This window comes from Alloalcanivorax profundimaris, assembly GCF_015265435.1.
GTDB classification, from domain to species: domain Bacteria; phylum Pseudomonadota; class Gammaproteobacteria; order Pseudomonadales; family Alcanivoracaceae; genus Alloalcanivorax; species Alloalcanivorax profundimaris.
Window position 1 is genome coordinate 204389 of the sequence record NZ_JABJWH010000036.1, and the last position, 24839, is coordinate 229227.

A 24839-nucleotide genomic window follows, 5' to 3' on the forward strand; every position below is an offset into this window, starting at 1 on the left:
GCAATGGCCAGAGCAATGACAACCATTACGCTGCTTTTTTTGTTTTGTGTTCCAGCTCTGGCGAGTACCGCTTCGGTGGAAGGAACCGATCCGGCTGATGTCGAATCACAGGTTCCGCCCGCCCGTTTCCAAATCGTGCTTGGATCATTGAGGCTACACCTACCCGAAAGCTACCTGGAGGCCATTGCCCACCGTGACGACATGGTCGTCGTCAAGTACTCGAACGGGAACACCCTCACTCACCGAATCCTTAGTAAGGATGAGTCGAAGCTGTACAAAGATGCCCCCAATGAAGCAAAACGGGCAACGAAGCTTCTCTCGCCCGAGGGCCTCTCTCCAGAAATCCACGTAAGAAAGCTCGGAGATACTTCGCTGTACCTCCGAGCCACAAAAAACACCGCCGGATATCGGACCATGCTTTTTATCGATGGTCAGAAAGCCCATTACATTGATCTTCTGATGAGCAAAACCGAAGCCCTCAAAATTTTTCAAACAGCCATGATCAACCCAACACCCTCTTAGCAAGGAGAAAGGTGATCAAGATCGTAGCCGCCACCGAGGAAGCGCGGAATACCCAGCTATCTCTGTCCCTGAAGTACCAGATCGCGCTTATCGCGGCAAGAATCCAGAAACAAACCCTAAGAAAGTCCATGTCTCATAGCCCCATCAAGGCAAGCACCAACGGGCTTTTCCAGTTTAAAGCGGCTTGGTTCAAGCAGGCCTGATAGGTAATATCCCCTTCGACCTCGGACAACCAAGTATTCAAGACATCGAAATAATGCTTAACAATATTGCGTGGCAATATCCATGCCCCACCAATCGCGGCCAGAAAAGTCAGGGTTCCAGCGAAGTTTTCTGAGCACTGGTAGGTTTCATCAAGGACGGTATCAACAATATCCGCGACGGCTTCGGTAATCTGGCTCGGCGAAGAACTCACCGATCCAGACCAGATGGATTGTATTAAATCGTGGTAGCGCTCTTTTTCTTCCGTTGAAAGGGCCATTTTTCTATCCTTGCTCTTAATTTCCCATCCATGAAATTGCATATTTTCTTACAGCACAAACCCCCATTTATTTTTTTTAGAGCCATTTCACAAAGATCCAAAGCATACACTCTCTTCGTTTAGGCGAGATGTTCGCGGCGGTAGTCGCGGGGCGCCACGCCCATGACTTTCTTGAACAGGCGCGAAAAATAGTACGGATCGTCAAAGCCCATTTGCTGAGCGATGTCCGCCACGCTCAGGTCGGTGATATCGAGCAAGTAGCAGGCACGGCTGATCTTGAGGTGCTGGAACGCCTGCATCGGCGTCTGCCCGGTCTGGCGCTTGTAGGCGCGGATAAAGTGGTAGCGTGACAGGTCGCTGGTGGCCGCCACCAGGGTATCCAGGTCCACCCGTTGATGGAGCCGGCCGCGCAGCCAGGCTTGCACCCGGGCCACGTCCAGGGCGTCGTTGCGGTCCTCGCGCTGGCGGCGCATCAGGGCCATGTAGCTGAGCAGGCTTTTCAGCAAGTTGGCGGCGTAGATCAGGTGGTGGCCGCGAAAGCGGGTGACTGTTGCCAGTAGGGCGTCCAGGTCCTCGGTAAGGCGGGGGTGCAAGCCCACCGGGGCAACGAAGGTATCCGGGCCCTCCAGCACCGCGTCGAAGTAATCATCCACCCGGTCCCCGCCCAGGTGCGCCCAATAGATGGTCCAGGGATCGTCCGGGTTGGCCCGGTAGCGGTGCGCCCGCCCTTCCCGGAACAGCAGCGCGTCACCAGCCTCCACCGGTTGGCGGCGGCCTTCTAGCTCCGCTTCGCCGGAGCCGGCCAGGCAGTAGATCAGCAAGTGGTCACGGGGCGCGTCACGGTCCATGTGATGTCCGGCGGCACTGGGATAGAACCCGGCGCCGTGGGGCAGGCAATCACGGCACAAGGGGTGCCCCGCCAGCTCCGCCACCAGATTCTGCGGGATCACCACGCGCCGGCCGCTTTCCGGTAATGGCCAACGGGACGTTTCCACCTGTGGACTGGTTCCGCGCATCGCAATTTTGTCCATCATCCATCAATTAAAGCCATCTTATCCAGCATTACGCTGTGGTACACCATAGCAATAATTGAAAAACGTGGTGTTGCCGGGTCCGGCATGCCACCAGAACAACAACACGAGAAACAGGGAGAGCTCATGCTTGTAGCCAGCTTCCTCGGACTGTTCGCCGGCCTGGCCTTACTGGTGGTGCTGACCATGCGCGGCGTCAACATCATCATCTCAGCGGTACTCTGCGCCATGCTGGTGGCGGTGTGCAGCGGCCTGCCCCTCAACGACGCCATGCTGGACAGTTACATGGCCGGCTTCACCGGCTTCTTCACCACCTGGTTCCCGGCGATTCTGCTGGGCGCCATCTTCGGTCAGTTGATGGACGACAGCGGCGCCGCCAAGGCCATCGCCCGCCAGTCCAGCCGCTGGTTCGGCGAGAAGCGGGCCATCATGGCGGTGGTGGGCGCCTCCGCGATCCTTACCTACGGCGGGGTGAGCGTGTTCGTGGTCGGCTTCAGCGTCTACCCGATCGCCTTCGAGCTGTTCAAGCACGCCAACCTGCCGCACCGCTTCATCCCCGGCGCCATGGTGTTCGGGTCGATTTCGTTCACCATGACCTCGCCCGGGTCGCCGGAGGTACAGAACCTGATCCCCACCGAGCATTTCGGCACCACCGCGGTGGCCGGCGGCGTGATCGGGGTGATCTGCGCGCTCACCATTCTGGTGCTGGGCGCCTGGGCGATCCGTCGCTGCGTGCGGCGGGCGGTGCACGCTGGCGAGACTTTCGATCCGCCGGCGGCGGCGCGCCAGTTGCACGAGCAGGGCGACGGCGCGCCGGTGCCCACCTGGGCGGCGTTATTGCCGCTGCTGGTGCTGGTGGGCGGCTTCAATCTGCTGTCGCTGGCATTGGGCATGCGCCCGGTGGAGGCGTTGCTGGTGGCCATGGGCGCCAGCCTGCTGCTCGGCTTCGTGCTGTTTCATCGCCATTTGCATGAGCGCGCCCGCACCCTGGGCACCGGCGCCGACAACGCGCTGGTGGCCACCGCCAATACCTGCGCGGTGGTGGGGTTTGGCGCGGTGGCGGCGCTGACGCCGGCGTTCAAGGAAATCGTGGCGGTGCTCACCGACCTGCCAGGGCTGGAGTACGCCGGGCTGGCCATGGCGGTGACGGTAATCGCCGGCATCACGGGCTCCGCTTCCGGCGGCCTGGGTATCGCGCTGCCCATTCTGGCGCCGATCTACCAGGGCATGGGCCTGGACAACGGCGCCATGCATCGCATCTCGGCGCTGGCTTCCGGCGGCCTGGATTCGCTGCCGCACAACGGCTACGTGGTAACCACCATTCGCGCGATCTGCAAGGAAACCCACCAACGGGCCTACCCGACGGTGTTCATCGCCAGTGTGCTGGTGCCCTCGGTGGTACTGGTAATGGCGGTGGTTCTATATACGCTGGTGTAGAGACACTGGCTTCCCAATACGGCCAATAATGATGGAGAGCCCCATGACCACCCGACTGCCCCAATTGATCGACGGAGAATTCCGGCACAGTGACACGGACACCTGGATTCCGGTGACCAACCCGGCCAACCAGGAGGTGCTGTGCGAAGCGCCGGCGGCCACCGCCGACGAAATGGAACGCGCCATCGCCGCCGCCAAGGCGGCCTTTCTGGAGTGGCGCGAGGTGCCGGTGTCCGAGCGGGCGCGGCTGATGCTGCGCTACCAGCACCTGCTCAAGGAGCGCCACGATGAAATCGCCGAGGTGCTGGCCCGGGAAACCGGCAAGGTGTTCGCCGACGCCAAGGGAGACGTGTGGCGCGGCATCGAGGTGGTGGAGCACGCCGCCAACATCGCCTCGCTGATGATGGGCGAGACCGTGGAGAACGTGGCGCGGGGCATCGACAGCCATTCCTGGACCCAGCCGCTGGGGGTGTGCGCCGGCATCACGCCGTTCAATTTCCCGGCCATGATTCCACTGTGGATGTTCCCCATGGCGATCGCCTGCGGCAACAGCTTCGTGCTCAAGCCCTCCGAGCAGGACCCGATGACCCCGAACATTCTCGCCGAGCTGTTCCTGGACGCCGGCGCTCCCAAGAACCTGTTGCAGGTGATCCATGGCGGCAAGCAGCAGGTGGACACCCTGCTCACCCATCCGGACATCAAGGCGGTGTCCTTCGTGGGGTCGGTGCCGGTGGGCCAGCACGTTTACCGCACCGCCACCGATCACCTAAAGCGCGCCCAGTGCTTCGCCGGCGCGAAAAACCACATGGTGGTGATGCCCGACGCGCGCAAGGATCAGGTCATCAGCAACCTGGTGGGTTCCGCTTGCGGCGCCGCCGGGCAGCGCTGCATGGCGATCAGCGTGGCGGTGTTCGTGGGCGATTCCCAGCAGTGGATCGAGGAGCTGAAGGACGAGTTCGCCGCCATCCAACCCGGCGCCTGGGACGATGACAAGGCGGCCTACGGCCCGCAAATCAGCGCCAAGGCCCGGGACCGGGTGCTGGATCTGATCCGCCAGGGCAAGGAGGAAGGCGCCACCTGCCTGCTGGACGGCTCCGAGTGCGCCGTGGACGGCCTGCCGGACGGCAACTGGGTGGGCCCCACCCTGTTCACCGACGTGAAGCCGGAGATGGCCCTCTACCGGGAGGAAATTTTCGGCCCGGTGCTGTGCTGCGTGTGCGTGGACACCCTGGATGAAGCCATCGAGCTGGTGAACAACAGCCCCTATGGCAACGGCACCTCCATCTTCACCGCCAGCGGCGCCGCCGCGCGTCGTTACCAGCACGGCATCGAGGTGGGCCAGGTGGGCATCAACGTGCCGATTCCGGTGCCGCTGCCGTTCTTCAGCTTCACCGGCTGGAAGGGTTCCTTCTACGGCGACCAGCACGCCTACGGCAAACAGGCGGTGCGCTTCTACACCGAGACCAAGACGGTGACCAGCCGCTGGTTCGACGACGACATTCCGGACGCCGCCCACGGCGGACCGAACATGACCATTAATCTGAAATGAATCGCGGCTGAAGCCGCTCCTACATAGTCCGTGCCGTAGGAGCGGCTTGAGCCGCGAAGCGCGAGGATCAAACGTGGATTTCGCCCTCAACGAAGAACAACAGGCGTTCCGGGATACCGCCCGCCAGTTCGCCGACAAGGAACTGGCGCCGTTCGCCGCTGACTGGGACACGGGCAGCGTGTTTCCCAAGGACACCATCCGCCGCGCCGGCGAGCTGGGGTTCTGCGCGCTGTACTGTGACGAGGAACACGGCGGCCTGGGCCTGAGCCGCCTGGACGCGGCGCTGGTGTTCGAGCAACTGGCCGCCGGCTGCACCTCCACCACCGCCTTCATCACCATCCACAACATGGCCACCTGGATGCTGACCCGCTTCGGCGGCGACGCGGTGCGGGCGCGCTGGGCGGCGCCGCTGATCAGTGGCGAGGCGCTGGCCTCCTACTGCCTCACCGAACCCAACGCCGGCTCCGACGCCGCCTCGCTGGCCACCACGGCGAAGCGCGATGGTGATGACTACGTCATCAACGGGGCCAAGGTGTTCATTTCCGGCGCCGGCGACACCGATGTGCTGGTGCTGATGGCGCGCACTGGCGGGCCCGGTGCCGGCGGCATCTCCTGCTTCGCGATCCCGGCGGACGCGCCGGGCGTCAGCTATGGCCGCAACGAGGAGAAGATGGGCTGGAAGAGCCAGCCCACCCGGGCCATCACCCTGGAGAACGTACGGGTGCCGGCGGACCAGCGCATCGGCGACGAGGGCCAGGGTTTCCGCATCGCCATGGCCGGCCTGGACGGCGGGCGCATCAATATCGCCAGCTGCTCCCTGGGTGCCGCCACCGCCGCGCTCACCCAGGCCCAGGGCTACGTGGGCGAGCGCAAGCAGTTCGGCCAGCCCATCGCCGAGTTCCAGAACACCCAGTTCGCCCTGGCGGACATGGCCACCCATCTGGTGGCGGCGCAACAGATGGTGCGCCTGGCGGCCTGGAAGCTGGACCAGGGCGACGCCGACAAAAGCACCTACTGCGCCATGGCCAAGCGGCTCGCCACCGATCTGTGTTTCGACGTCTGCAACCAGGCGCTGCAACTGCACGGTGGCTACGGCTACATCAAGGAGTACCCGCTGGAGCGCTATGTGCGCGACAGCCGGGTGCATCAGATTCTGGAGGGCACCAACGAAATCATGCGGGTGATCATCGCCCGCCGGGTGCTCAAGGATTTGTCGTTTTTATAAGGAGAACAACATGAAGATCGGATTTTTCGGCGTCGGCAACATGGGCGGGCCGATGGCCGCCAACCTGGCCGCCGCCGGCCACGACGTGACCGCCTTCGACCTGGTGCCGGCCCTGCTGGTGGCCGCGGAAGAAAGCGGCGTGCACACCACCGACTCCCCGGCGCGGGCGGTGGACGGCGCCGAGGTGGTGATCAGCATGCTGCCCTCGGCGGCGGCGGTCACCGGCCTCTACCTGGGCGGCGACGAGCCCGGGCTGCTGGAGCGCATCGCCCCGGACACCCTGATCATCGACTGTTCCACCATCGACGCGGACACCAGCCGCCGGGTGGCGGACGCGGCGGCCCAACGGGGTCTCGCCATGATCGACGCGCCGGTGTCCGGCGGCGTGGGCGGCGCCAAGGCCGGCACCCTGACGTTCATCTGCGGCGGTCCGGAAGCGGCGGTGGAACAGGCCCGTCCGGTGCTCGAAGCCATGGGCAAGAACGTGTTCCGCGCCGGTGATAGCGGCGCCGGTCAGGTGGCGAAAATCTGCAACAACATGCTGCTGGCGGTGCACATGATCGGCACCGCCGAGGCCCTGCAGCTGGGCGCCGACCACGGCCTGGACCCGGCGGTGCTCTCCGAGATCATGAAGGCCAGCTCCGGCAGCAACTGGTCGTTGCAGGTGTACAACCCCTGGCCCGGGGTGATGCCGAATGTGCCCTCGTCCAACAACTACGAGGGCGGCTTCGGCGTCAATCTGATGAACAAGGACCTGGGCCTGGCGCTCACCGCCGCCCTGGCGACCCGCTCGGCCACCCCCATGGGCGCCCTGGCGCGCAGCCTGTACGCCAGCCACGCCAACCAGGGCCATGGCGGCAAGGACTTTTCCAGCATCCTGACCCAGTTCAAGCGCCAGGACGACTAGCGCCCGGCTCGTGGGCCAGGAACCAGGGCCGCCGACGACGGGCCCCGTAGGGCGCCACGCAGACATTGTCACGGCGGTTGTAGACGAAGAACACATTACTGCGCGGGTCCGGCGACATATTGGCGTTGGACCCGTGCAGGGTGTTGCAGTCGAACAGGAGCAAACCGCCGGCTTTGCCGGTGGGCGCCTCGATGCCACCCCGGTCGATCAGCTCGCGGAGCACCTGGTTATCGGGCACGCCGAACTCTTGGGTTTTCAGGGACTGCTTGTGATGGTCGTCCGGGGTTTCTCCCAGGCAAGGCACGAACACCTTGTGGGAGCCGGGGATCAGCATCAGCGGCCCGTTGAAAGCGTGATTGTCGGTGAGCACGATGGAGGCGCTCACCGCGTGCATGGCGGGCATGCCGTCCTCGGCGTGCCAGGTCTCGAAATCGGAATGCCAGTTGAAGCCCTTGCCATGGAAACCGGGCTTGTAATTGATGCGGGACTGGTGCACGTAGGCGTCGCCGCCAAGAATCTGGCGTACCCGACCGAGCAGGCGCGGATCCTCGGCTAGTTCGCGAAATCGTTCAGACAGGACATGCACGGCGAACAGGGAGCGGATTTCCTTGCTGCCCGGCTCGGTGACGCTGAAATCGCGGCCCCGGAACTCCTCTCGGCTCAACAACTCATGCAGGGTGCCGGTGAGTTCCGCCACTTCGTTTTCGCCCAGGAAACCGGGCTCGAACAGAAAGCCGCGGCGTTCGAACTCATCCAATTGCGAAGAGCTCAGCGGACCGTCCTCGGCACGGCCCTGGACCACCGGCTCGCGACGGTTCAGCCACGGCAAATCCGGGCGACGGGAAAGACGGGTGGGGTATGGATCATCCCGCCGGGCGTCGGCTTGGGCGGGGCGGGCTTGCGTCTGCACTGACATCAAATCACCTCCTGAGATTTGGGATCAGAATCAGATTGGCAACGATGTTGAAGCCGGCCCGGGACCCGGGTCCGACTTGGCAATGTGAATATAAAGACGCTCAAAAGGGTTTCAAGGGGGGCGGTCAAGCGTCCTGAATGCGCCGCCAGGGCCGGGCCGCCTCCACCTCGTAGGCCAGTTCCAGCAAGGTGCGCTCGCCGCCCTGCACCGCCGCCAGTTGCACGCCGATGGGCAGCCCTTCCGCCGTGGCCCCCAGGGGCAGGGAGATCGCCGGGCTGCCGGAGGCGTTGTTGGCCGGGGTGAAGCTGGCGTAGTGGATCAGACGCTCGATCAGGGTCTCGAACGGCTGGGTCGGGCTCAGGTAACCGAGCTTCGGCGTGGTGTGGGCGAGCACCGGCGAGAGCACCACGTCGTAGTTTTCAAAGGCGCGGGCGTACTCCCGCCAGCTGCGCCGCAGCCGGTAGAGCACCGCCGGCGTCTTGAGCATGCGCTTGCGGTAATGGCCGGCCAGCCCCTGGGTCAGGTCGTCCAGCCGGGCGCGGTCGAAGCCAGGACCGAACAGCCGGTGGCCGAAGGTGCGCACCATGAACGCCATCATGCCGTAGTAGGTGACGAAGTCGTCGATGAAGGACGGCTTCAGGGGAATCGGCGCCTCCTCCACATGATGCCCCAGGTCCGCCAGCAGGCGGGCGGTGTCTTCCACCGCCGCGCGGGTGGCGGCGTCGGTGGCGCGGCCGGTGATGGAATCCACCACCAGCCCCACCTTCAGGCGGCGCTTGCCCGGGCCGGTGACCTCGCCGATGGCCGGCAGCTTGGGGTTGCGGTAGTAGCCCTCGGCGGCGGCGAAGAAGCGCGCCGTGTCGCGCACGCTGCGGGTCAGCACGCCCTCGCCGATAAGATCCACGGGCAGCGCCTGGGAGGCCTCGGATTTCACCAGCCGGCCCCGGGTGGGCTTGAGCCCCACCAGGCCACAGCAGGCGGCGGGAATGCGGATCGAGCCGCCGCCGTCGTTGCCATGGGCGATGGGCAGCGCGCCAGCGGCCACCAGGGCGGCGGCGCCGCCGGACGAGGCGCCGGAGGAATAATCGGTGTGCCAGGGGTTGCGGGTGGGCGGCTGGTCCATGAACTCGGTGCTGGCGCTGAAGCCGAAATCGGGCAGGCGACTCTTGCCGATCAGGGTGAAGCCTTGATCCAGGAATTGGCGGGCGAAGTCGCTGTCCTTGTCCGCCGGGCCCGGCCGCACCGCGCGGGCGCCGTGGCCGCTGGGCAGGCCGGCCACGTCGATGTTGTCCTTGATCAGGGTGGGCACGCCGGCGAAGGCGCCACGGCCGGGCCGGGCGGCCTCGCCACGGGCCCGGTCCCAGGCTTCCCAGGCCACCGCCTGGAGCACCGGATCCACCCGGCCGATGCGTTCGATGGCCGCCTCGGCGGCGTCGGTGGCGCTCACATCACCGCGCCGGATGCGCTCGGCCAGGGCGGTGGCGTCGTCCGCGCCCAGGGCGTCGTCGGTGAAGGCGTGCAGGCGTTGGCGCGGGTCGTTGGTCGGGGTTCCCATGGTCGGGGGCTCCTTTTGTTATTCGATACCGGTGGGGTCGGTATCGCCCGGAGCCGAAACTGTACCATGGTGCCAAAATCAGAACGGGCCAATCCCGTCAGGCCCGCGCCCGCTCCACCCGCTTGCCGTTGGCCAGCATCCGCCGCGCCAGCCCGGTCAGCCCGCCGATGCTGTCCACCACCGCGTCGGGCCGGTGCGGGTGGCTCACCGTGCCGGGAAAGATCTTGTCCAGCCAGCTTTGCGACCAGTGCGCGCCGTTGTAGAAGATGGCGGTGATCCCGGCGTCCTTGGCGGCGATCACGTCGGTGGTGCTGTCGCCGGCGTACCAGCAGCGCTCGGAGGGTTCCAGCCCCAGCTCCGCCAACGCCTTGAGCAGCATGTCCGGGGCCGGCTTGCGGTGCGCCACGTCGTCGCCGCACACGGTAACGTCGAACAGGTCCCGCCAGCCGCTGCCGTCGACGATGGCCAGTTCGTGCTCGAAGAAGTCGCGCTTGCGGTTGGAGATCACCCCCACCGGCACGCCGGCGGCGCGCAGCCGCTCCAGCTGGGCGCGGATGTCCGGCTCCAGGGGGTGCACTTCGTCCACGTAGTTCTTGTAGCAGTCGTCGAAGGCCCGGTGAATGCGCCGCTTGGCGTCGCCGTCGGCGCCGAACAGCACCTCGAAGATGTCGGTGCGGGAAATCTTGCGCTGGGCGGTGATCTTGGGGTGCAGCTTGTGGTGCTCGCGCACGTACTTGACCAGCTTGGCGTCCTCGATGGTCTTGGACTCTTCCGGCCGCAGAAGTCGCTCCCAGAGGCCCAGCTCCTCCAGGCGCGGCAGCACGTCGTCCACGGCGTGGTACATGGCGTCGTGGGTGTCCACCAGGGTGGCGTGCCAGTCGATCAGGACGGCCGCCGGCGGCGCGTGCGGCAATTGCAGGATACTCATGGTCGCGCGTCTCCGTATGCCCTCCGGCACGGGTGCCATGCCGGAAGCCCAACGGTACCACAGCGGCGTGAAGACGAACCGCGAAGTGGTTTTCTTGACGCGCGTCGCTGGCGATCTCCCGGGCCCCCGTTCTATGCTCCTTCCATGAGCAAGGACCGGCTTCAAGACTACCGCCGCAAACGCAACCTGGAGGCCAGCCGCGAACCCGCCGGCGGCGAGGACCGGGCGCCGCGATTCGTGATCCAGAAACACGACGCCAGCCACCTCCACTATGACTTCCGCCTGGCCTTCGACGGCGCCCTGAAATCCTGGGCGGTGCCCAAGGGGCCGTCCACGGATCCCCGCGACAAGCGGCTGGCGGTGCAGGTGGAGGATCACCCCCTGGACTACGCCGACTTCGAGGGCGTGATCCCCAAGGGCCACTATGGCGCCGGCACCGTGATGGTCTGGGACCAGGGCGGCTACCGGAATCTGCTGGCCGACAAGGACCCGCCGAAAACCATGGCCGAGGGCTGGCGAGACGGCCTGCTGGAGGTGTGGCTGGAGGGCGACAAGCTGCGCGGCGGCTACGCCCTGAAGCGCTTCCGCGACGGCGACAAACCCCAATGGCTACTGATCAAGATGGACGACGAGCAGGCGGACGCCCGGCGCAACCCGGTGTCCACCGAGAACCGCTCGGTGAAAAGCGGCCGCACCCTGGCGGGCATCGCCCGGGAGGCCCGGCGGGAACAGGACGAGGGAGACCACCATGACTGACGCCACCCTGGATGTGGACGGCCGCGCCGTGCCCTTCTCCCACCCGGACAAGGTGCTGTTCCCGGACGACGGCCTGACCAAGGCGGACCTGGCCGACTACTATCGCCGGGTGGCGCCGGTGATGCTGCCGCATCTGGCCGAGCGGCCGCTCACCCTGCACCGCTTCCCGGACGGCATCGGCGCGGACGGCTTCTACCAGCAGAATCGAAGCGACCACTTCCCGGACTGGCTGCCAGGCCGGCGCCTGGATCATGGCGGCGACACTGGCGAGGTCCACCATATCCTGTGCCAACGGGCCGCCGACCTGGTCTACCTGGCCGGCCAGGGCACCCTCACCCTGCACGCCTGGCTCAGCCACGCCGACCGCCCGCAACGGCCGGACCAGCTGGTGTTCGACCTGGACCCGCCCGGCGGCGATTTCGAGCCGGTACGCCAGGCCGCGCGCCAGGTGCGCGACGCCTTGCGCCAGGCCGGCCTGACCCCGTTTCTGAAAACCACCGGCTCCCGGGGCCTGCACGTGGTGGCGCCGCTCAAGCCGGTGGCCGATTTCAACCGGGTGCGGCGCGCCTGCCGCCGGCTGTCGGACCATCTGGCGGCGCGCCACCCGGATCAGCTCACCACCGAGCAGCGCAAGAACAAACGACGCGGCCGGCTCTACCTGGACATCCAGCGCAACGCCTTCGGGCAAACCGCGGTGGCCCCCTACGCGGTGCGCGCCCGCCCCGGCGCGCCGGTGGCCACGCCCCTGGACTGGCACGAACTGGACGACCCGGCCCTGGGCCCGCGCCGCTACACCCTCGGCAACCTGTTCCGCCGGCTCGGCCAGAAGGACGACCCCTGGGCCGGCATGGCCCGCCACGCGGCGGACCCGGCGGTGCTGGAACACGCCCTGGAGGAATGGGACCAGGGCTAATCGGCCTGGCCGCCGGGGAGATCACCTTCCCAGCGGCGGGCGCCGGGCCCGTGCTCGGACAACTCATCGCCGGGGTTGCGCAACCGGCAGGCGGTCATCGAAAGACACCCACAGCCGATGCAGTCGCTGAGCTGGTCGCGCAGCTGGGTGAGCCGCTGGATGCGCTCGTCCAGCTCCTGGCGCCAACGGGCGGACAGCCGCGACCAGTCCCGCGCGTTGGGGCTGCGCGCCTCCGGCAGGGACGCCAGTGCCTCCGCCACCTCCGCCAGCGGAATACCGATGCGCTGGGCCACCTTGATCACCGCCACCCGGCGCAGCACGTCCCGGTGGTAGCGACGCTGGTTGCCGGCGCTGCGGCGGCTGTGAATGAGCCCCTTGCGTTCGTAGAAGTGCAGCGCGGACACCGCCACGCCGCTGCGTTCCGCCACTTCACCCACGGTGAGGGCCTTGTCGATGTTGGCGGCGGTGATCCTGGCCATGGACGCTCTCCGGAGATTGACCTTAACAATGGTTAAGGTTTCATGCTGCCCGCTCCTCGCCCGATTCACAAGACCTCTCTAGAATGTCGGGTCCCAGGCCATTGGCAAGGAGCATTCGTGTCCAACGTCATTCAGATCGAGCGGCTCAACAAAACCTACGACTCCGGCTTCACCGCCCTGCGCGACGTGAACCTGAGCATCCGCAAAGGCGAGATTTTCGCCCTGCTGGGCCCCAACGGCGCCGGCAAGACCACGCTGATCAGCATCGTCTGCGGCATCGTCAACGCCAGTTCCGGCACCGTGCTCGCCGACGGCCACGATATCCGCCGCGACTACCGGGCGGCCCGGTCGCGCATCGGCCTGGTACCCCAGGAGCTGTCCACGGACGCCTTCGAAACCGTGCAGGCCACGGTGACCTTCAGCCGGGGGCTGTTCGGCAAGCCCGCCAATCCGGCCTATGTGGAGCGGGTGCTGCGCGACCTGTCCCTGTGGGACAAGCGCAAGGACAAGATCATGGCGCTCTCCGGGGGCATGAAGCGCCGGGTGATGATCGCCAAGGCGCTGGCCCACGAGCCGGACATCCTGTTCCTGGACGAGCCCACCGCCGGCGTCGACGTGGAGCTGCGCCGGGACATGTGGAACCTGGTGCGCGGCCTGCGCGAGCGGGGCGTGACCATCATCCTCACCACCCACTACATCGAGGAAGCGGAAGAGATGGCCGACCGGGTGGGCGTGATCAACCACGGCGAGATCGTGCTGGTGGAACGCACCCGGGAGCTGATGGACAAGCTCGGGCGCAAGGAGCTGCGTCTGCAACTGGCGGAACCCCTGGCGACACTGCCCGAGGCACTGAGCGATCTGCCGCTGAGCCTGGAGGCCGAGGGGCAGGAGCTGGTGTACCGCTTCGACGCCCGTCACGACCAGGGCGACGTGGCCGGCCTGCTGCGCCGTCTGGATGAGCAGGGCATCGCCTTCCGCGACCTGCGCACCCGCGAGAGTTCGCTGGAAGAGATTTTCGTGGACCTGGTCCACAACGGTCGCAAGGGAGACTGACATGAACCTGCACGGCGTAAAGGCCATTTACCGGTTCGAGATGGCACGCACCTGGCGCACCCTGCTGCAAAGCATCGCATCCCCGGTGATTTCCACCTCGCTCTACTTCGTGGTGTTCGGCTCCGCCATCGGCTCGCGCATGGTGGAAATCGACGGCATCAGCTACGGCGCCTTCATCATTCCCGGCCTGGTGATGCTGATGCTGCTCAACGAGAGCATTTCCAACGCCTCGTTCGGCATCTACATGCCCAAGTTCACCGGCACCATCTACGAAGTACTGTCGGCGCCGATCTCACCGCTGGAAATCGTGCTCGGTTACGTGGGCGCCGCCGCCAGCAAGTCGATCATTCTCGGCCTGCTGATTCTCGCCACATCGCGGCTGTTCGTGGATTATCAGATCGCCCATCCGTTCGCCATGGTCGGTTTCCTGGCGCTCACCGCGGTGACCTTCAGCCTGTTCGGTTTCATCATCGGGGTGTGGGCGGACGGGTTCGAGAAGCTGCAGATCATTCCCATGATGATCGTCACGCCGCTGACCTTTCTCGGCGGCACCTTCTATTCGGTGTCCATGTTGCCGCCGTTCTGGGAAACGGTGACGCTGTTCAACCCGGTGGTTTATCTGGTGAGCGGCTTCCGCTGGAGTTTCTACGGCGTGGCGGACGTGCACCTGGGGGTAAGCCTGGGCATGACGGTGCTGTTCATGCTGGTATGCGCCGGGTTGATCGGCTGGATTTTCAAAACTGGTTACCGGCTGCGTGATTGAGCCCAAGTATTCGTAGGAGCGGCTTCAGCCGCGATTGTCGGATCGCGGGATCGCGGCTGAAGCCGCTCCTACAATGGGGTCTTATTGCTTCTCGGCGCGCACCGCCTTCTCGATGCGCTCGCCGATGTCCTTGTCGATGTTGCGCCAGTACTCAAACACCCGGGACAGCACCGGCTCCTCCACGCCGTCGAGCACGTGCCCGGCCACGTTGTTCACCAGGCGCTCCCGGGCGGCGTCATCCATCACCTTGGTGACCAGGTCATGGGCCTGGTTGAAGTCGCCGTCGTCGGGGCGAAGGGTGTAGGCCTCGCGCACCAGCTCGCCGTCCGCGGACCATACCGCCTGCTCCGGATAACGGTGCGGGTCCGCCGCAGGGCCGCCCTTGGTGTTGGGCGCGTACACCGGATCCTCGGTCTTGCGGATGCGCATGGCGCCGCCCTTGCTGTAGCTGTGCACCGGGCATCTGGGCTCGTTCACCGGAAGCTGCTTGTAGTTCACGCCCAGCCGGGCGCGGTGGGCGTCGGCGTAGGACACGGAACGGGCCAGCAGCATCTTGTCCGGGGACAGGCCGGTGCCGGGCACCATGTTGTTGGGCTCGAACGCCGCCTGCTCGATCTCGCTGTGAAAGTCCGTGGGGTTGCGGTCCAGGGTCAGCTTGCCCACCTCGTGCAGCGGATAGTCCTCGTGGGGCCAGACCTTGGTGAGATCGAACGGGTTGATGCGATAGGTCTTGGCATCCTCGAAGGGCATGATCTGAACGTTCAGGGTCCAGGTCGGGTAATCGCCGCGCTCGATGGCCTTGAACAGATCCCGGCGGTGGTAATCGGCGTCGGCGCCGGCCATCTGGTCGGCCTGCTCCTGGGTCATGCACTTGATGCCCTGATCGGTCTTGAAGTGATACTTCACCCAGAAGCGCTCACCGTCTTCGTTGACCCACATATAGGTGTGGCTGGAGTAACCGTTCATATGGCGCCAGGTGGCGGGCACGCCCCGGTCGCCCATCAACCAGGCCACCTGGTGGGCGGACTCCGGCGACTGGGTCCAGAAATCCCACTGCATGTCGTTGTCGCGCAGGCCGTTGTCGGCACGGCGCTTCTGCGAGTGAATGAAATGCTGGAATTTCATCGGGTCGCGCACGAAGAACACCGGCGTATTGTTGCCGACCATGTCGAAGTTGCCGTCCTCGGTGTAGAACTTCACCGCGAAACCGCGCGGGTCGCGCCAGGTGTCCGGGCTGCCCGCCTCGCCGGCGACGGTGGAGAACCGGATCACCACATCGGTTTTGGTGCCCTTCTGGAGAAATTTCGCCTTGGTGTAGCGGCTCACGTCCTGGGTGACCTGGAAATGGCCGAAGGCGCCGCCGCCCTTGGCATGGGGCTGACGGTCGGGAATCATCTCCCGGTTGAAGGCGGCCATCTGCTCCATGAGGTAGTGGTCATGGAGCACGATGGGACCGTCGGCGCCCACGGAGAGGGCGTGTTCGTCGCTGGCCACCGGGTTGCCGGCGTCATTGGTGGTCGGATTACGATGCTGATCGCTCATGGTGCTGTCACCTTCCTTGAAGTCCGCATGCTTTGAAGTCCGCATGATCTGTCGGGGAATTCCCCTAACGTCTCAAGGTGGCGCGGGGCCGGGAAGGGGCCCATGGCGAGCTTTACAAAGTTTGATCTTCAGCGCCGGTGAGGGTCCTCGTCGTCGAGGATTTTCTCCACTTCGTCGCGGGGCAGATAGTCCAGGTCCCAGTGGCTGGTGTAGGTTTCCTTCAGGCGGCGGCGCCCCCGGTGCAGGGGCTCCGGATCATCGCCGCCGTGGGCACCGCTCTCCTCGCCCATGGCGGGCGGCGGCGGCCGGCTGGGGGGCTCCGGTTCCGGGCGGCGCCGGAACAGGCGCCGCAGTCGATCCATCAATGCGCTCATGCTGGCTCCCGACGTGAACGTCGATACCGCCATGATGCCAGGGCATCCGGCGCCGGTCAGCCGCCCGGTTTCCTTCCCCGCGGGCGGCGCTTACCATGAACCGATAATGACGACCGCGGATTGAAACCAACGTGAACCTGGCTCTCACCGACCTTCTGCTGCTGGCCGCCCTGGTGATCGGCGCGGCCGTGTTCTGGCGGGCCCAGCGCATCCGCGAAACGACCCTGCGCGTCACCCGCCGGCATTGCGAGCGCGAGGAAGTGCTGCTGCTCGACCAGACCGTGGGCCTCAAGCGCCTGCGGCTGCGCCGGGACGGCGAAGGCCGGCTGCGCCTGTGGCGGGTTTACGAGTTCGAGTTCACGGTCACCGGCGGCGAGCGCTACCGGGGCGAAACCCTGGTGACCGGCGACCGGGTGGTGCGGGTGACCCTGCCGCCGCACCGCTTCAGCCAGGAGCCGGATCAGCTTCACTGACCGGCTTTTACACCTTTTTGTCTTCCCACCTTGCCCACGCCGGCCCCATGGGCGTACCCCTGTGCGAAACGGTCAATGGAGTTACCCATGTCGTTTTCGCATCGCGTGGAGAATATCCAACCCTCGCTGACGTTGAAGATCAACGCCGAGGCCGCCGCTCTGCAGCGCGGCGGCGAACGGGTGGCGCGTTTGGGCGCCGGCGAGCCGGATTTCGATACCCCCGCGGCGATCAAGGAAGCCGCCCACTCGGCCATCGACCGGGGTTTCACCCATTACACCGCGGTGGACGGCTGCCCGGATCTGAAAGCCGCCGTGCGCGAGAAATTCCGCCGCGACAACGACCTGGTGTTCGGCGACGACCAGGTGCTGGTCGGTTGCGGTGCCAAACAGGCCCTGTTCGACCTGTGCCAGGCCCTACTCGGGCCCGGCGACGAAGCGATGATTCCGCGCCCCTACTGGGTCACCTATCCAGCCCAGGTGATTCTCGCCGGCGCCGAGCCGGTGTACTTCGACCTGGACGCGGAGGACGGCTATCTGCCGGACCCGGATCGCCTGGAAGCCAGCTTCACCGCCCGCACCCGGCTGCTGTTTTTGAACAGCCCCAACAACCCCACCGGTCGGATCTATGACGAGGACCGGCTGTGCCGGCTGGCGGCGGTGATCCGCCGACACCCGCGTTTGTGGGTGGTCAGCGACGAAATCTACGAGCACCTGAACTGGAGCGGCCGGCCATTCCTGAATCTGCTCAATGTGGCGCCGGACCTGGCGGACCGCTGTTTCCTGGTCAACGGCGTGTCCAAAGCCTACGCCATGACCGGCTGGCGGGTGGGCTTCGTGGCCGGCCCGGTGGACGCGCTCGCCCGTCTGAAGAAAGTGCAGGGCCAGAGCACCGCCGGCACCGCCACCATCAGTCAGCACGCCGCCACCGAGGCGCTCACCGGTGACCAGACCCCGGTGCGCCGCATGGCGGCCGAGTACCGGCGCCGCCACGACCGGGTGGTGCCCGCCCTGAACGCCCTGCCCGGCGTTTGCTGCGCGCCCTCGGACGGCACCTTCTACGCCTTCCCGGACGCCCGTGAACTGATCGCCGGGCTGGACGGCATCGACGACGACTATCAGCTTGCGGAGGCCCTGCTTCACCAGGCCGGCGTGGCGGTCGTCCCGGGCAGCGGCTTCGGCGCGCCGGGGCGGCTGCGGGTGTCGTTCGCCGCCAACATGGAAGCCATCGACACCGGCCTGGAGCGGCTGCGCCGCTTCATCGGCTGAAGAGACAGTGCAAAGGAGGCAGTATGAGTACCGCGACGGTATCGGATTTCCTGGTCGACCGGCTCCATCAATGGGGCGTCGATCGGGTGTTCGGCTATTCCGGTGACGGCATCAACGGAGTGATGAGCGCCCTGCGCCGGGCCGATGACAAAATCACCCTGGTGCAACCCCGCCACGAGGAACTGGCCGCCTTCATGGCCTGCGGTCACGCCAAGTACACCGGCCGTCCCGGGGTGGTGGTGACCACCTCCGGCCCTGGCGCCATCCACGCGCTCAACGGTCTGTACGACGCCGCCAAGGATCATATGCCGGTGGTCGCCGTGGTCGGCCAGCAGGCCCGCGCCAGTCTGGGCTCCGACTTTCAGCAAGAGGTGGACCTGGAAAACGTATTCCAGGACGTGGGCGCCTATGTACAGACGGTGATGGCCCCGGAGCAGGCCCGCCACGTGGTCGACAGAGCCGTGCGCATCGCCGAGGCGGAGCGCACCGTGACCTGCGTGATCCTGCCCAACGACGTCCAGGATGCGGCCATGAAGGCGCCGCCGGACGGTCACGGCGCCACCTGGTCCGGGGTCGGCTACCGGCCCTCGCTACGCCTGCCCCTGGATCAGGACCTGGACCGCGCCGCCGAGGTGCTCGACGCCGGCGAAAAGGTGGCGATCCTGGCCGGCGCCGGGGTCAAGGACGCGGTTCCGCAACTGCTGGAGCTGGCCAACGCCCTGGGCGCCGGCATCGCCAAGGCGGTGCTGGCCAAGACCATGGTTGCCGACGACGCCCCCGGAGTGACCGGCACCATCGGCCTGCTGGGCACCGAGCCCAGCGACCGCATGATGCGCCATTGCGACACCCTGCTGATGGTGGGGACCAGTTTTCCCTATGCGGAGTTTCTGCCCGCATCCGGCCAGGCCCGGGCGGTGCAGATCGATGTCGATGCCGCCAATCTCGGGCTGCGCTACCCCACCGAGGTGAACCTGCACGGCGATGCCGGCGCGACGCTGAAGGCCCTGTTGGAACGGATCACCCCCAAGGCGGACCGCGCCTGGCGGCAGGACCTGGAGGAACAGATCAATGACTGGTGGGACACGGTGGCGGCCCGGGCCAACACCGAGGCGGACCCGCTGAACCCCCAGAAGATTTTCTGGGAGTTGTCACCGCGCCTGCCGCGCGGCGCTCTGCTGGCGGCGGACGTGGGCACCGCCACGGACTGGTACGCGCGTTTTCTGAAGGTGGGCGACGATGTCCAGGGCTCCACCTCCGGCGGCCTGGCCTCCATGGGCAACGGCGTGCCCTATGCCCTGGCCGCCAAGTTCGCCCACCCGGACCGGCCGGTGATCGCCATGGTCGGCGACGGCGCCATGCAGATGATTGGCAACAACGGCCTGATCACGGTGGCCCGGTACTGGCGGGAATGGGCGGACCCGCGCCTGGTGGTGCTGGTGCTCAATAACCGGGACCTGAACCAGGTGACCTGGGAACAGCGGGTCATGGAAGGCGACCCCAAGTTCGAGTCCTCACAGGCCCTGCCGGATTTCGACTACGACCAATACGCGGAGATGCTGGGCTTGCGGGGCCTGCGCCTGGACAGCGCCGAGCGGGTCACGGAAGTGCTGGACGCCGCCCTGGCGGCGGACCGGCCGGTGGTGATCAACGCGGTGGTGGACGCCAATGTGCCGCCCTTGCCCTCTCACCTGGAGATGGGCCAGGTGAGAGGCTACATGGAATCCATCCTCAAGGGGGACCCGGAAGCCGGGCCGGAACTGCGCCAATCCCTGAAGGCGATGGCGGCCAAGTATTTGAAGCGATGAGAGTATTTGAAACGGTGAAGCCGACCGCCCGGCGGAGGCCGGGCGGTCGGCCGGTCAGCCTTCGGCGTCCGCCTGGTTGAGGTGCACGTCCATCTGCGGGTAGGGAATGCCGATGCCGGCGGCGTCGAAGCGGCGCTTCACTTCCTCGGTCATGCCCCATTTCACCGGCCAGTAGTCGGCGCTGTTCACCCAGGGCCGGCACAGGAAGTTCACCGAGCTGTCCGCCAGCTCGCCGACCACGATGGTGGGCGCCGGGTCCTTCAGGCAGCGCTCGTCCTCGGCCACCACCTCCTCGAGGATTTTCTTCACCTGGCTCAGGTCGGCGTCGTAGGACACGCCGAACACCATGTCCACGCGGCGGGTGGGCTTCTCGGAATAGTTGACGATGTTGTTGGACAGGATCTCCGCGTTGGGCACCGTGATCACCTTGTTGTCCGGCGAGGTGAGGACGGTGGCGAAGATGCGGATTTCCTTCACCGTGCCGCTGGTGCCCGCCACTTCCACGTAATGCCCCTCGCGGAACAGCCGGAACAGGATCAGCATGACGCCGGCGGCGAAGTTGCTGAGCGAATCCTTCAGCGCCAGCCCCACGGCCAGGCCGGCGGCGCCGAGAATGGCCACCAGGGAGGTGGTTTTCACGCCCAGGCGGTCCAGGGCGGCGATCACCACGAACAGGAACAGCAACACATGGATGATGCGCCCCAGAAACTTGGCGATGGTGCTGTCCAGGCGCTTGCCCATCAGGTTCTGCAGCCACTTGCTCAGCCTCGCCACCACCCACAGGCCGATCAGGAAAATCAGCAAGGCGGCGACGATGTTCCAGGCGTAAGGCACCAGGTTGTCGTTAAAAAACGTCTGCAACTGCCCCATGTAGTCGTCCATCAGATGCGCGCTCCGTTAAAACCGTGAAGAAAGCGTTAAGCCTTACGGAGCCGGGCGCCGCTGTCCAGACGCCGGGTCGCATTTTACAAATGGCGCCCTGACTCGGGCACCACGCCGCGGAGGTCGCTCCTGCCGTGTTACCACCACAAAAAAGCCCCGGCGAAAGCCGGGGCATGATGGCACTTCAAGTGAGGCAAAGAGGATCAGGTCCAGCCGAACAGGGCATCCAGCAGGCCACCGAACAGGTCGCCCAGGCCGGGGATGCCTTCCAGCACGTCGGCGATCGGGTTGAGCAGCTGTTCCAGCAGGCCGTCGTCGCCGGCCACGGTGTCCAGCACGGTGACCAGGGGCTCGCCCAGGGCGGGAATCTGCTCCAGCAGATCGCCCAGCGCCGGCACCAGGGCGCCGTTGTCGCCGATCAGACCGCCAAGCAGGTTCTCCAGGCCGGCTTCGCCTTCCAGGGCGCCGCCGTCCAGCAGCCCGCCGAGCAGGTTGGTGGCCAGTTCACCCAGCACCGGCACCTGGCCGAGCAGATCGGTGGCCGGGTTGAGCAGGTCACCGGGGTTGGACGGATCCACGCCGCCCTCGCCGCCCAGCAGGGTGCCGAGCACCTGGTTGAGCAGGTCGCCGGCCACCGGCAGTTGCTCCAGGGAGTCGGTGAGGATAGCCAGGGGATCGCCGCCTTCACCGCCGCCGGTGGCGTCCAGCAGGGCCGCGATCAGCGGGTTGAGGAGATCGCCCAGCACCGGCACCTGGCCCACCAGGTCGCTGATCTGGCCGAGCTGGTCGCTGGCGGAGGTCAGGCAGGTGAGCGGGTCACCGGATTCGCAGTTCACGGCGCCGAGCAGCTGGCCGACCAGGGGGCCGAGCACCGGCACCTGATTGAGCACGTCCTGCACCGGGGCGCTGAGCTGGGTCAGGTCGCCGCTGCTCAGGGCTTCGGCCAGGCCTTCCAGGTCCAGCTGGTCCAGGGGCAGGGAGCCGCTGTCGCCGCCGGCCAGACCGTTGAGCAGATCACCCAGCACCGGCACTTCGGCCACCAGTTCCGGCAGACCCTGAAGCTGGTCGAGCAGCGCGAACAGGGGGTTGGCGTCGTCACCGCCGCCGGCCAGGGCGTCGCCGACCAGGTCGCCGATTACCGGGATGTTGGCCACCAGCTCCGGCAGGGTTTGCAGCAGGTCCAGGTTGCCCGGATCGGTTTCAATGGCGCCCATCAGGCTGTTCACCAGCTCGCCCACCACCGGCACGCCACCCAGGGCGTCGGTAACCGGGGCCAGCAGTTCGCCGGATTCCAGCAGACAGGACAGCGGGTCGGCGGTGTCGCCGCAGATTTCATCCACGCCGGGCAGACCGCTCAGGTTGAGCACCGAGCCCACGCCCTGCAGCACCTCGGTGACACAGGCCTGGGGATCGAATTCGCCTTCGTTGCTGGCCACCGGGCACACCGCGGTGGACAGGGTGTTGGCGGTGCTGATGAGCAGCTCGCCGCTGGCCAGGTTGTTGGCCACGCCGGTGAGGCAGGTCTGCGGATTGAGCGCGTCCTCGCAACCGAGCACGGTGAACACGCTCTGCAGGGTGTCCGGGGTGGTTTCCAGCACATCCACCACGCAGGTCACCGGGTTGTCCGCGTTCGGGCACAGCTCCTGGGTCACCGGGCTGGTGCCGTCCAGCAGGCCGGTGATGGTGTTCTTCAGGTAAACGGTGCTTTCCATCACGCAGTTGGGCAGGAACTCCACGTCCGCCAGGCTTTCCACCAGGGCGGTGTCGGTGCTGGCGACGCTGTCCGCGCACACCAGGCCGAGCAGGTTGTCGTTGCCCAGGGAGATGTTTTCCAGCGCTTCGTTCTCGCAGGTCACGGTGTCGATGGCGTTACCCAGGGGCACGTCCAGCACGGTGCCCGGGCAAACCGAGGCGGTGAAGTGGTTGCTGGTGTCGATCAGGCTCAGTGCCTCAGCCTGCTCCTCATCGTCCAGACCGTCGTCGGGGTCGCCGGGCTCATCCGGGTTGTCCGGGTCGTCGGGGTTATCCGGGTTATCGGGGTTGTCCGGATCATCGGGATTGTCCGGCGTATTGGGCGTTTCCGCGCCGCCACCGCCGTTGTCGCTCGGGCCGCCGCTGCTGCCGCCGCCGCCACCACAAGCGGCCAGCGCCGCCACCATGAGAATCAGTAGTAGTTGTTTAGCCAGTGAGCTGACCATGTCTCCACCCTCCATGAAAAGGAATCCATTGCCCGACGCCCCACGCGCCGGTAATGCATGAATGGAATGTACAAAGGGTGGCTATGAAACTATGTAGGTCATGCTTTAAGAGCTGTTACGGGGGCACTCAATGGCAACGTTAGGAAACCGCCTTGTGTGCCCCATGTAACAATTTCATGATCTTTTACGGTCAAATCGGGCCAAAATATCGAAAAGTGCTGAGTGACTACTTGTTTATAACCATTAGCATGGTATCGGCCAGCCATTGTGGCACTGTCGTACAAACACAAAAAACGGCGCCCGGGCGGAACCCGGGCGCCGCCTCGTCGGCGCGTCGGCGCGGCTCAGAGCTGCTTGAGCACGGTTTCCGCGCTGCTGTCCTCCACGCCCTTGGCGTCCACGCCCAGGTATTCCACCACGCCGTCGTTGGCGATCAGCGCGAAGCGCTTGGAGCGAATGCCCAGGCCGGCGCCGGAGGCGTCCAGTTCCAGGCCCAGCGCCTTGGTCAGCTCGGCGTTGCCATCCGCCAGCATGGTGATCTTCTCGGCGTTCTGGTTGTCCTGCCAGGCGCCCATCACGAAGGCGTCGTTCACCGCCATGCAGGCAATGGCGTCGGCTTTTTGCAGAATCTCGTCGGCGTGCACCACGAAGCCGGGCATGTGGGTATTGGAACAACCCGGCGTGAAGGCGCCGGGCACCGCGAACAGCACTACCTTGCGGCCCTTGAAGAACTCACCGGTGGACAGATCCTCCGGGCCCTGGGCGCCGTTGGTCTTGATGGTCACGTCGGGGAGTTTGTCGCCTACGGCAATGGTCATGGTCGTGTCCTGTGGGTTGCGGAAAAGGACCTCGAATGTACCAGACCGGACGGCGCCGCGCCGAGCCGGCCAGGCACCCGGGCACCGCCGGCAACGTAAAAGAGTGTTGCCTTTGCCGCCATCGGTTTGAAGCGGCGGCCAACCGGCCCCAGGCTGACACCCACGCATTCATTGCAGCGGCAAACATTCATTGCAAAGGCAAGGGAGTACAGGCCATGAGCCAGACCATCGTGATCACCGGCGCCAATCGCGGCATCGGCTACGACATGGCGCGCCTGTGGAAGGCGCGTGGCAACCACGTTATCGCCGTGTGCCGCAGCCCGGCGGAGAAGAAGGGCGAGGAAGACCTGCACGATCTCGGCATCCGCGTGCTGGAAGGCTATGACGTCAGCAAGGCGGAGGACGTGGCCGCGCTCAAGGAAGAGCTCGGCGACACGGAAGTGGACGTGCTCTACAACAACGCCGGGATCATGGAAAGCGAAACCCTGGAGGACATGAACTTCGACACCATCGAGAAGCAGTTCGAAGTGAACACCCTGGGGCCGCTGCGCGTCACTCACGCGCTGCTCGACAACCTGAGCGACGGCGCCCGGGTCGGCCTGATGACCTCCCGCATGGGGTCCATCGAGGACAACGACTCCGGCCGCAAGTACGGCTACCGGATCAGCAAGGCCGGCCTCAACGCCGCCGGCAAATCCCTGGCCGTGGACCTCAAGGACCGGGGCGTGGCCGTGGCGATCCTGCACCCGGGCTACGTGAAAACCGACATGACCGGCCACACCGGCCACATCACCCCGGAGCAGGCCGCCCACCGGCTGGTGCAGCGCATGGACGAGCTGAACCTGGACAACACCGGCACCTTCTGGCACTCCGACGGCTCGGTGCTGCCCTGGTAAAAATCATACCGATCGGGAGTATTTCGCTGATTGCATGTCCCGTAGGCGAACATTTTCCCGATCGGTAATT

General features: G+C 65.8%; 24 protein-coding genes. 13 read left to right on the plus strand and 11 right to left on the minus strand.

Annotation, left to right across the window (positions count from 1 at the left end):
- The first annotated feature begins 3 nt into the window (after positions 1 to 3).
- Positions 4 to 522, plus strand: coding sequence for a hypothetical protein (locus tag HMJ39_RS15625; RefSeq protein ID WP_194298000.1), 519 nt, complete (start codon positions 4 to 6; stop codon positions 520 to 522).
- A gap of 133 nt (positions 523 to 655) precedes the next feature.
- On the opposite strand, the gene HMJ39_RS15630 is transcribed toward HMJ39_RS15625, so the two are convergent.
- A complete protein-coding gene (locus HMJ39_RS15630; RefSeq protein ID WP_194298001.1) occupies positions 656 to 1003 on the minus strand; it encodes a hypothetical protein in 348 nt (115 codons plus the stop codon).
- Positions 1004 to 1122: 119 nt separating this feature from the next.
- The gene (locus HMJ39_RS15635) at positions 1123 to 1998 is read right to left on the minus strand and encodes an AraC family transcriptional regulator (protein ID WP_256244445.1); all 876 of its coding nucleotides are present in this window, start codon (positions 1996 to 1998) and stop codon (positions 1123 to 1125) included.
- Positions 1999 to 2160: 162 nt separating this feature from the next.
- Between HMJ39_RS15635 and HMJ39_RS15640 the strand changes: the two genes are divergently transcribed.
- From HMJ39_RS15640 to mmsB, 4 genes are all read left to right on the plus strand, one after another.
- Positions 2161 to 3471 carry a GntP family permease gene (locus tag HMJ39_RS15640; protein WP_161382838.1) on the plus strand — a complete coding sequence of 437 codons (1311 nt, stop codon included), beginning with the start codon at positions 2161 to 2163 and terminating at the stop codon, positions 3469 to 3471.
- Positions 3472 to 3514: 43 nt separating this feature from the next.
- Positions 3515 to 5020, plus strand: coding sequence for a CoA-acylating methylmalonate-semialdehyde dehydrogenase (locus tag HMJ39_RS15645; protein WP_194298003.1), 1506 nt, complete (start codon positions 3515 to 3517; stop codon positions 5018 to 5020).
- Between the two features lie 73 nt (positions 5021 to 5093).
- Complete coding sequence (locus HMJ39_RS15650) at positions 5094 to 6245, plus strand: acyl-CoA dehydrogenase family protein (protein ID WP_194298004.1); 1152 nt, start codon at positions 5094 to 5096, stop codon at positions 6243 to 6245.
- Between the two features lie 10 nt (positions 6246 to 6255).
- Positions 6256 to 7152 (plus strand): 3-hydroxyisobutyrate dehydrogenase, encoded by an 897-nt coding sequence (gene mmsB, locus HMJ39_RS15655; protein ID WP_161382835.1) that lies wholly within the window; start codon positions 6256 to 6258, stop codon positions 7150 to 7152.
- Here the strand turns inward: mmsB and thpD are convergent.
- From thpD to HMJ39_RS15670, 3 genes are all read right to left on the minus strand, one after another.
- On the minus strand, positions 7133 to 8068 hold the full coding sequence (gene thpD, locus HMJ39_RS15660) for an ectoine hydroxylase (RefSeq protein WP_194298005.1): 936 nt from the start codon (positions 8066 to 8068) through the stop codon (positions 7133 to 7135). The two genes, mmsB and thpD, sit on opposite strands and share 20 nt — an antisense overlap.
- Before the next feature lie 124 nt (positions 8069 to 8192).
- The gene (locus tag HMJ39_RS15665; RefSeq protein ID WP_194298006.1) at positions 8193 to 9623 is read right to left on the minus strand and encodes an amidase; all 1431 of its coding nucleotides are present in this window, start codon (positions 9621 to 9623) and stop codon (positions 8193 to 8195) included.
- Between the two features lie 97 nt (positions 9624 to 9720).
- Positions 9721 to 10551 carry an HAD family hydrolase gene (locus tag HMJ39_RS15670; protein ID WP_194298007.1) on the minus strand — a complete coding sequence of 277 codons (831 nt, stop codon included), beginning with the start codon at positions 10549 to 10551 and terminating at the stop codon, positions 9721 to 9723.
- Positions 10552 to 10695: 144 nt separating this feature from the next.
- On the opposite strand from HMJ39_RS15670, the gene HMJ39_RS15675 reads away from it, so the two are divergent.
- Together HMJ39_RS15675 and ligD are read left to right on the plus strand one after the other, a co-directional pair.
- Positions 10696 to 11307, plus strand: a complete 612-nt coding sequence (locus tag HMJ39_RS15675) for a DNA polymerase ligase N-terminal domain-containing protein (RefSeq protein ID WP_194298008.1) — start codon at positions 10696 to 10698, stop codon at positions 11305 to 11307.
- Positions 11300 to 12220, plus strand: a complete 921-nt coding sequence (gene ligD, locus HMJ39_RS15680; protein WP_161382830.1) for a non-homologous end-joining DNA ligase — start codon at positions 11300 to 11302, stop codon at positions 12218 to 12220. The genes HMJ39_RS15675 and ligD overlap by 8 nt, the downstream gene beginning before the upstream one ends.
- Here the strand turns inward: ligD and soxR are convergent.
- The gene (gene soxR / locus HMJ39_RS15685; RefSeq protein WP_161382829.1) at positions 12217 to 12699 is read right to left on the minus strand and encodes a redox-sensitive transcriptional activator SoxR; all 483 of its coding nucleotides are present in this window, start codon (positions 12697 to 12699) and stop codon (positions 12217 to 12219) included. The two genes, ligD and soxR, sit on opposite strands and share 4 nt — an antisense overlap.
- A gap of 117 nt (positions 12700 to 12816) precedes the next feature.
- Between soxR and HMJ39_RS15690 the strand changes: the two genes are divergently transcribed.
- Together HMJ39_RS15690 and HMJ39_RS15695 are read left to right on the plus strand one after the other, a co-directional pair.
- A complete protein-coding gene (locus HMJ39_RS15690; protein ID WP_194298009.1) occupies positions 12817 to 13752 on the plus strand; it encodes an ABC transporter ATP-binding protein in 936 nt (311 codons plus the stop codon).
- Between the two features lies 1 nt (position 13753).
- Positions 13754 to 14515, plus strand: coding sequence for an ABC transporter permease (locus HMJ39_RS15695; protein WP_161382827.1), 762 nt, complete (start codon positions 13754 to 13756; stop codon positions 14513 to 14515).
- A gap of 81 nt (positions 14516 to 14596) precedes the next feature.
- On the opposite strand, the gene HMJ39_RS15700 is transcribed toward HMJ39_RS15695, so the two are convergent.
- Positions 14597 to 16057 carry a catalase gene (locus HMJ39_RS15700; protein ID WP_161382826.1) on the minus strand — a complete coding sequence of 487 codons (1461 nt, stop codon included), beginning with the start codon at positions 16055 to 16057 and terminating at the stop codon, positions 14597 to 14599.
- Positions 16058 to 16185: 128 nt separating this feature from the next.
- Positions 16186 to 16431, minus strand: coding sequence for a hypothetical protein (locus tag HMJ39_RS15705; RefSeq protein WP_228462405.1), 246 nt, complete (start codon positions 16429 to 16431; stop codon positions 16186 to 16188).
- A 131-nt stretch (positions 16432 to 16562) separates the two neighbouring features.
- Here HMJ39_RS15705 and HMJ39_RS15710 point away from each other — a divergent pair, with 131 nt between their 5' ends.
- The 3 genes from HMJ39_RS15710 to HMJ39_RS15720 all read left to right on the plus strand — a co-directional run bounded on the left by HMJ39_RS15710 (position 16563) and on the right by HMJ39_RS15720 (position 19975).
- Positions 16563 to 16904, plus strand: coding sequence for a DUF3301 domain-containing protein (locus tag HMJ39_RS15710; RefSeq protein ID WP_194298010.1), 342 nt, complete (start codon positions 16563 to 16565; stop codon positions 16902 to 16904).
- Between the two features lie 87 nt (positions 16905 to 16991).
- A complete protein-coding gene (locus HMJ39_RS15715) occupies positions 16992 to 18170 on the plus strand; it encodes a pyridoxal phosphate-dependent aminotransferase (protein ID WP_228462406.1) in 1179 nt (392 codons plus the stop codon).
- 23 nt (positions 18171 to 18193) lie between these two features.
- Positions 18194 to 19975, plus strand: a complete 1782-nt coding sequence (locus HMJ39_RS15720; protein ID WP_194298012.1) for a thiamine pyrophosphate-requiring protein — start codon at positions 18194 to 18196, stop codon at positions 19973 to 19975.
- A 54-nt stretch (positions 19976 to 20029) separates the two neighbouring features.
- Here the strand turns inward: HMJ39_RS15720 and HMJ39_RS15725 are convergent, their stop codons facing one another.
- The 3 genes from HMJ39_RS15725 to HMJ39_RS15735 all read right to left on the minus strand — a co-directional run bounded on the left by HMJ39_RS15725 (position 20030) and on the right by HMJ39_RS15735 (position 23873).
- Positions 20030 to 20857 carry a mechanosensitive ion channel family protein gene (locus tag HMJ39_RS15725; RefSeq protein ID WP_194298013.1) on the minus strand — a complete coding sequence of 276 codons (828 nt, stop codon included), beginning with the start codon at positions 20855 to 20857 and terminating at the stop codon, positions 20030 to 20032.
- Positions 20858 to 21060: 203 nt separating this feature from the next.
- Positions 21061 to 23055, minus strand: a complete 1995-nt coding sequence (locus HMJ39_RS15730; RefSeq protein ID WP_194298014.1) for a hypothetical protein — start codon at positions 23053 to 23055, stop codon at positions 21061 to 21063.
- 344 nt (positions 23056 to 23399) lie between these two features.
- Positions 23400 to 23873 carry a peroxiredoxin gene (locus HMJ39_RS15735; protein ID WP_194298015.1) on the minus strand — a complete coding sequence of 158 codons (474 nt, stop codon included), beginning with the start codon at positions 23871 to 23873 and terminating at the stop codon, positions 23400 to 23402.
- Between the two features lie 215 nt (positions 23874 to 24088).
- On the opposite strand from HMJ39_RS15735, the gene HMJ39_RS15740 reads away from it, so the two are divergent.
- Positions 24089 to 24769, plus strand: a complete 681-nt coding sequence (locus HMJ39_RS15740) for an SDR family oxidoreductase (protein ID WP_194298016.1) — start codon at positions 24089 to 24091, stop codon at positions 24767 to 24769.
- The last annotated feature ends 70 nt before the right edge of the window (positions 24770 to 24839 follow it).

Coding starts and splice junctions, on each gene's coding strand:
- HMJ39_RS15630 (WP_194298001.1), bottom strand. CDS start 1,003: ATGGCCCTTTCAACGGAAGAAAAAGAGCGCTACCACGATTTAATACAA.
- thpD (WP_194298005.1), bottom strand. CDS start 8,068: ATGTCAGTGCAGACGCAAGCCCGCCCCGCCCAAGCCGACGCCCGGCGG.
- HMJ39_RS15670 (WP_194298007.1), bottom strand. CDS start 10,551: ATGAGTATCCTGCAATTGCCGCACGCGCCGCCGGCGGCCGTCCTGATC.
- HMJ39_RS15735 (WP_194298015.1), bottom strand. CDS start 23,873: ATGACCATTGCCGTAGGCGACAAACTCCCCGACGTGACCATCAAGACC.
- HMJ39_RS15625 (WP_194298000.1), top strand. CDS start 4: ATGGCCAGAGCAATGACAACCATTACGCTGCTTTTTTTGTTTTGTGTT.
- soxR (WP_161382829.1), bottom strand. CDS start 12,699: ATGGCCAGGATCACCGCCGCCAACATCGACAAGGCCCTCACCGTGGGT.
- HMJ39_RS15720 (WP_194298012.1), top strand. CDS start 18,194: ATGAGTACCGCGACGGTATCGGATTTCCTGGTCGACCGGCTCCATCAA.
- mmsB (WP_161382835.1), top strand. CDS start 6,256: ATGAAGATCGGATTTTTCGGCGTCGGCAACATGGGCGGGCCGATGGCC.
- HMJ39_RS15640 (WP_161382838.1), top strand. CDS start 2,161: ATGCTTGTAGCCAGCTTCCTCGGACTGTTCGCCGGCCTGGCCTTACTG.
- HMJ39_RS15700 (WP_161382826.1), bottom strand. CDS start 16,057: ATGAGCGATCAGCATCGTAATCCGACCACCAATGACGCCGGCAACCCG.
- HMJ39_RS15695 (WP_161382827.1), top strand. CDS start 13,754: ATGAACCTGCACGGCGTAAAGGCCATTTACCGGTTCGAGATGGCACGC.
- ligD (WP_161382830.1), top strand. CDS start 11,300: ATGACTGACGCCACCCTGGATGTGGACGGCCGCGCCGTGCCCTTCTCC.
- HMJ39_RS15645 (WP_194298003.1), top strand. CDS start 3,515: ATGACCACCCGACTGCCCCAATTGATCGACGGAGAATTCCGGCACAGT.
- HMJ39_RS15740 (WP_194298016.1), top strand. CDS start 24,089: ATGAGCCAGACCATCGTGATCACCGGCGCCAATCGCGGCATCGGCTAC.
- HMJ39_RS15665 (WP_194298006.1), bottom strand. CDS start 9,623: ATGGGAACCCCGACCAACGACCCGCGCCAACGCCTGCACGCCTTCACC.
- HMJ39_RS15730 (WP_194298014.1), bottom strand. CDS start 23,055: ATGGTCAGCTCACTGGCTAAACAACTACTACTGATTCTCATGGTGGCG.
- HMJ39_RS15675 (WP_194298008.1), top strand. CDS start 10,696: ATGAGCAAGGACCGGCTTCAAGACTACCGCCGCAAACGCAACCTGGAG.
- HMJ39_RS15715 (WP_228462406.1), top strand. CDS start 16,992: ATGTCGTTTTCGCATCGCGTGGAGAATATCCAACCCTCGCTGACGTTG.
- HMJ39_RS15705 (WP_228462405.1), bottom strand. CDS start 16,431: ATGAGCGCATTGATGGATCGACTGCGGCGCCTGTTCCGGCGCCGCCCG.
- HMJ39_RS15725 (WP_194298013.1), bottom strand. CDS start 20,857: ATGGACGACTACATGGGGCAGTTGCAGACGTTTTTTAACGACAACCTG.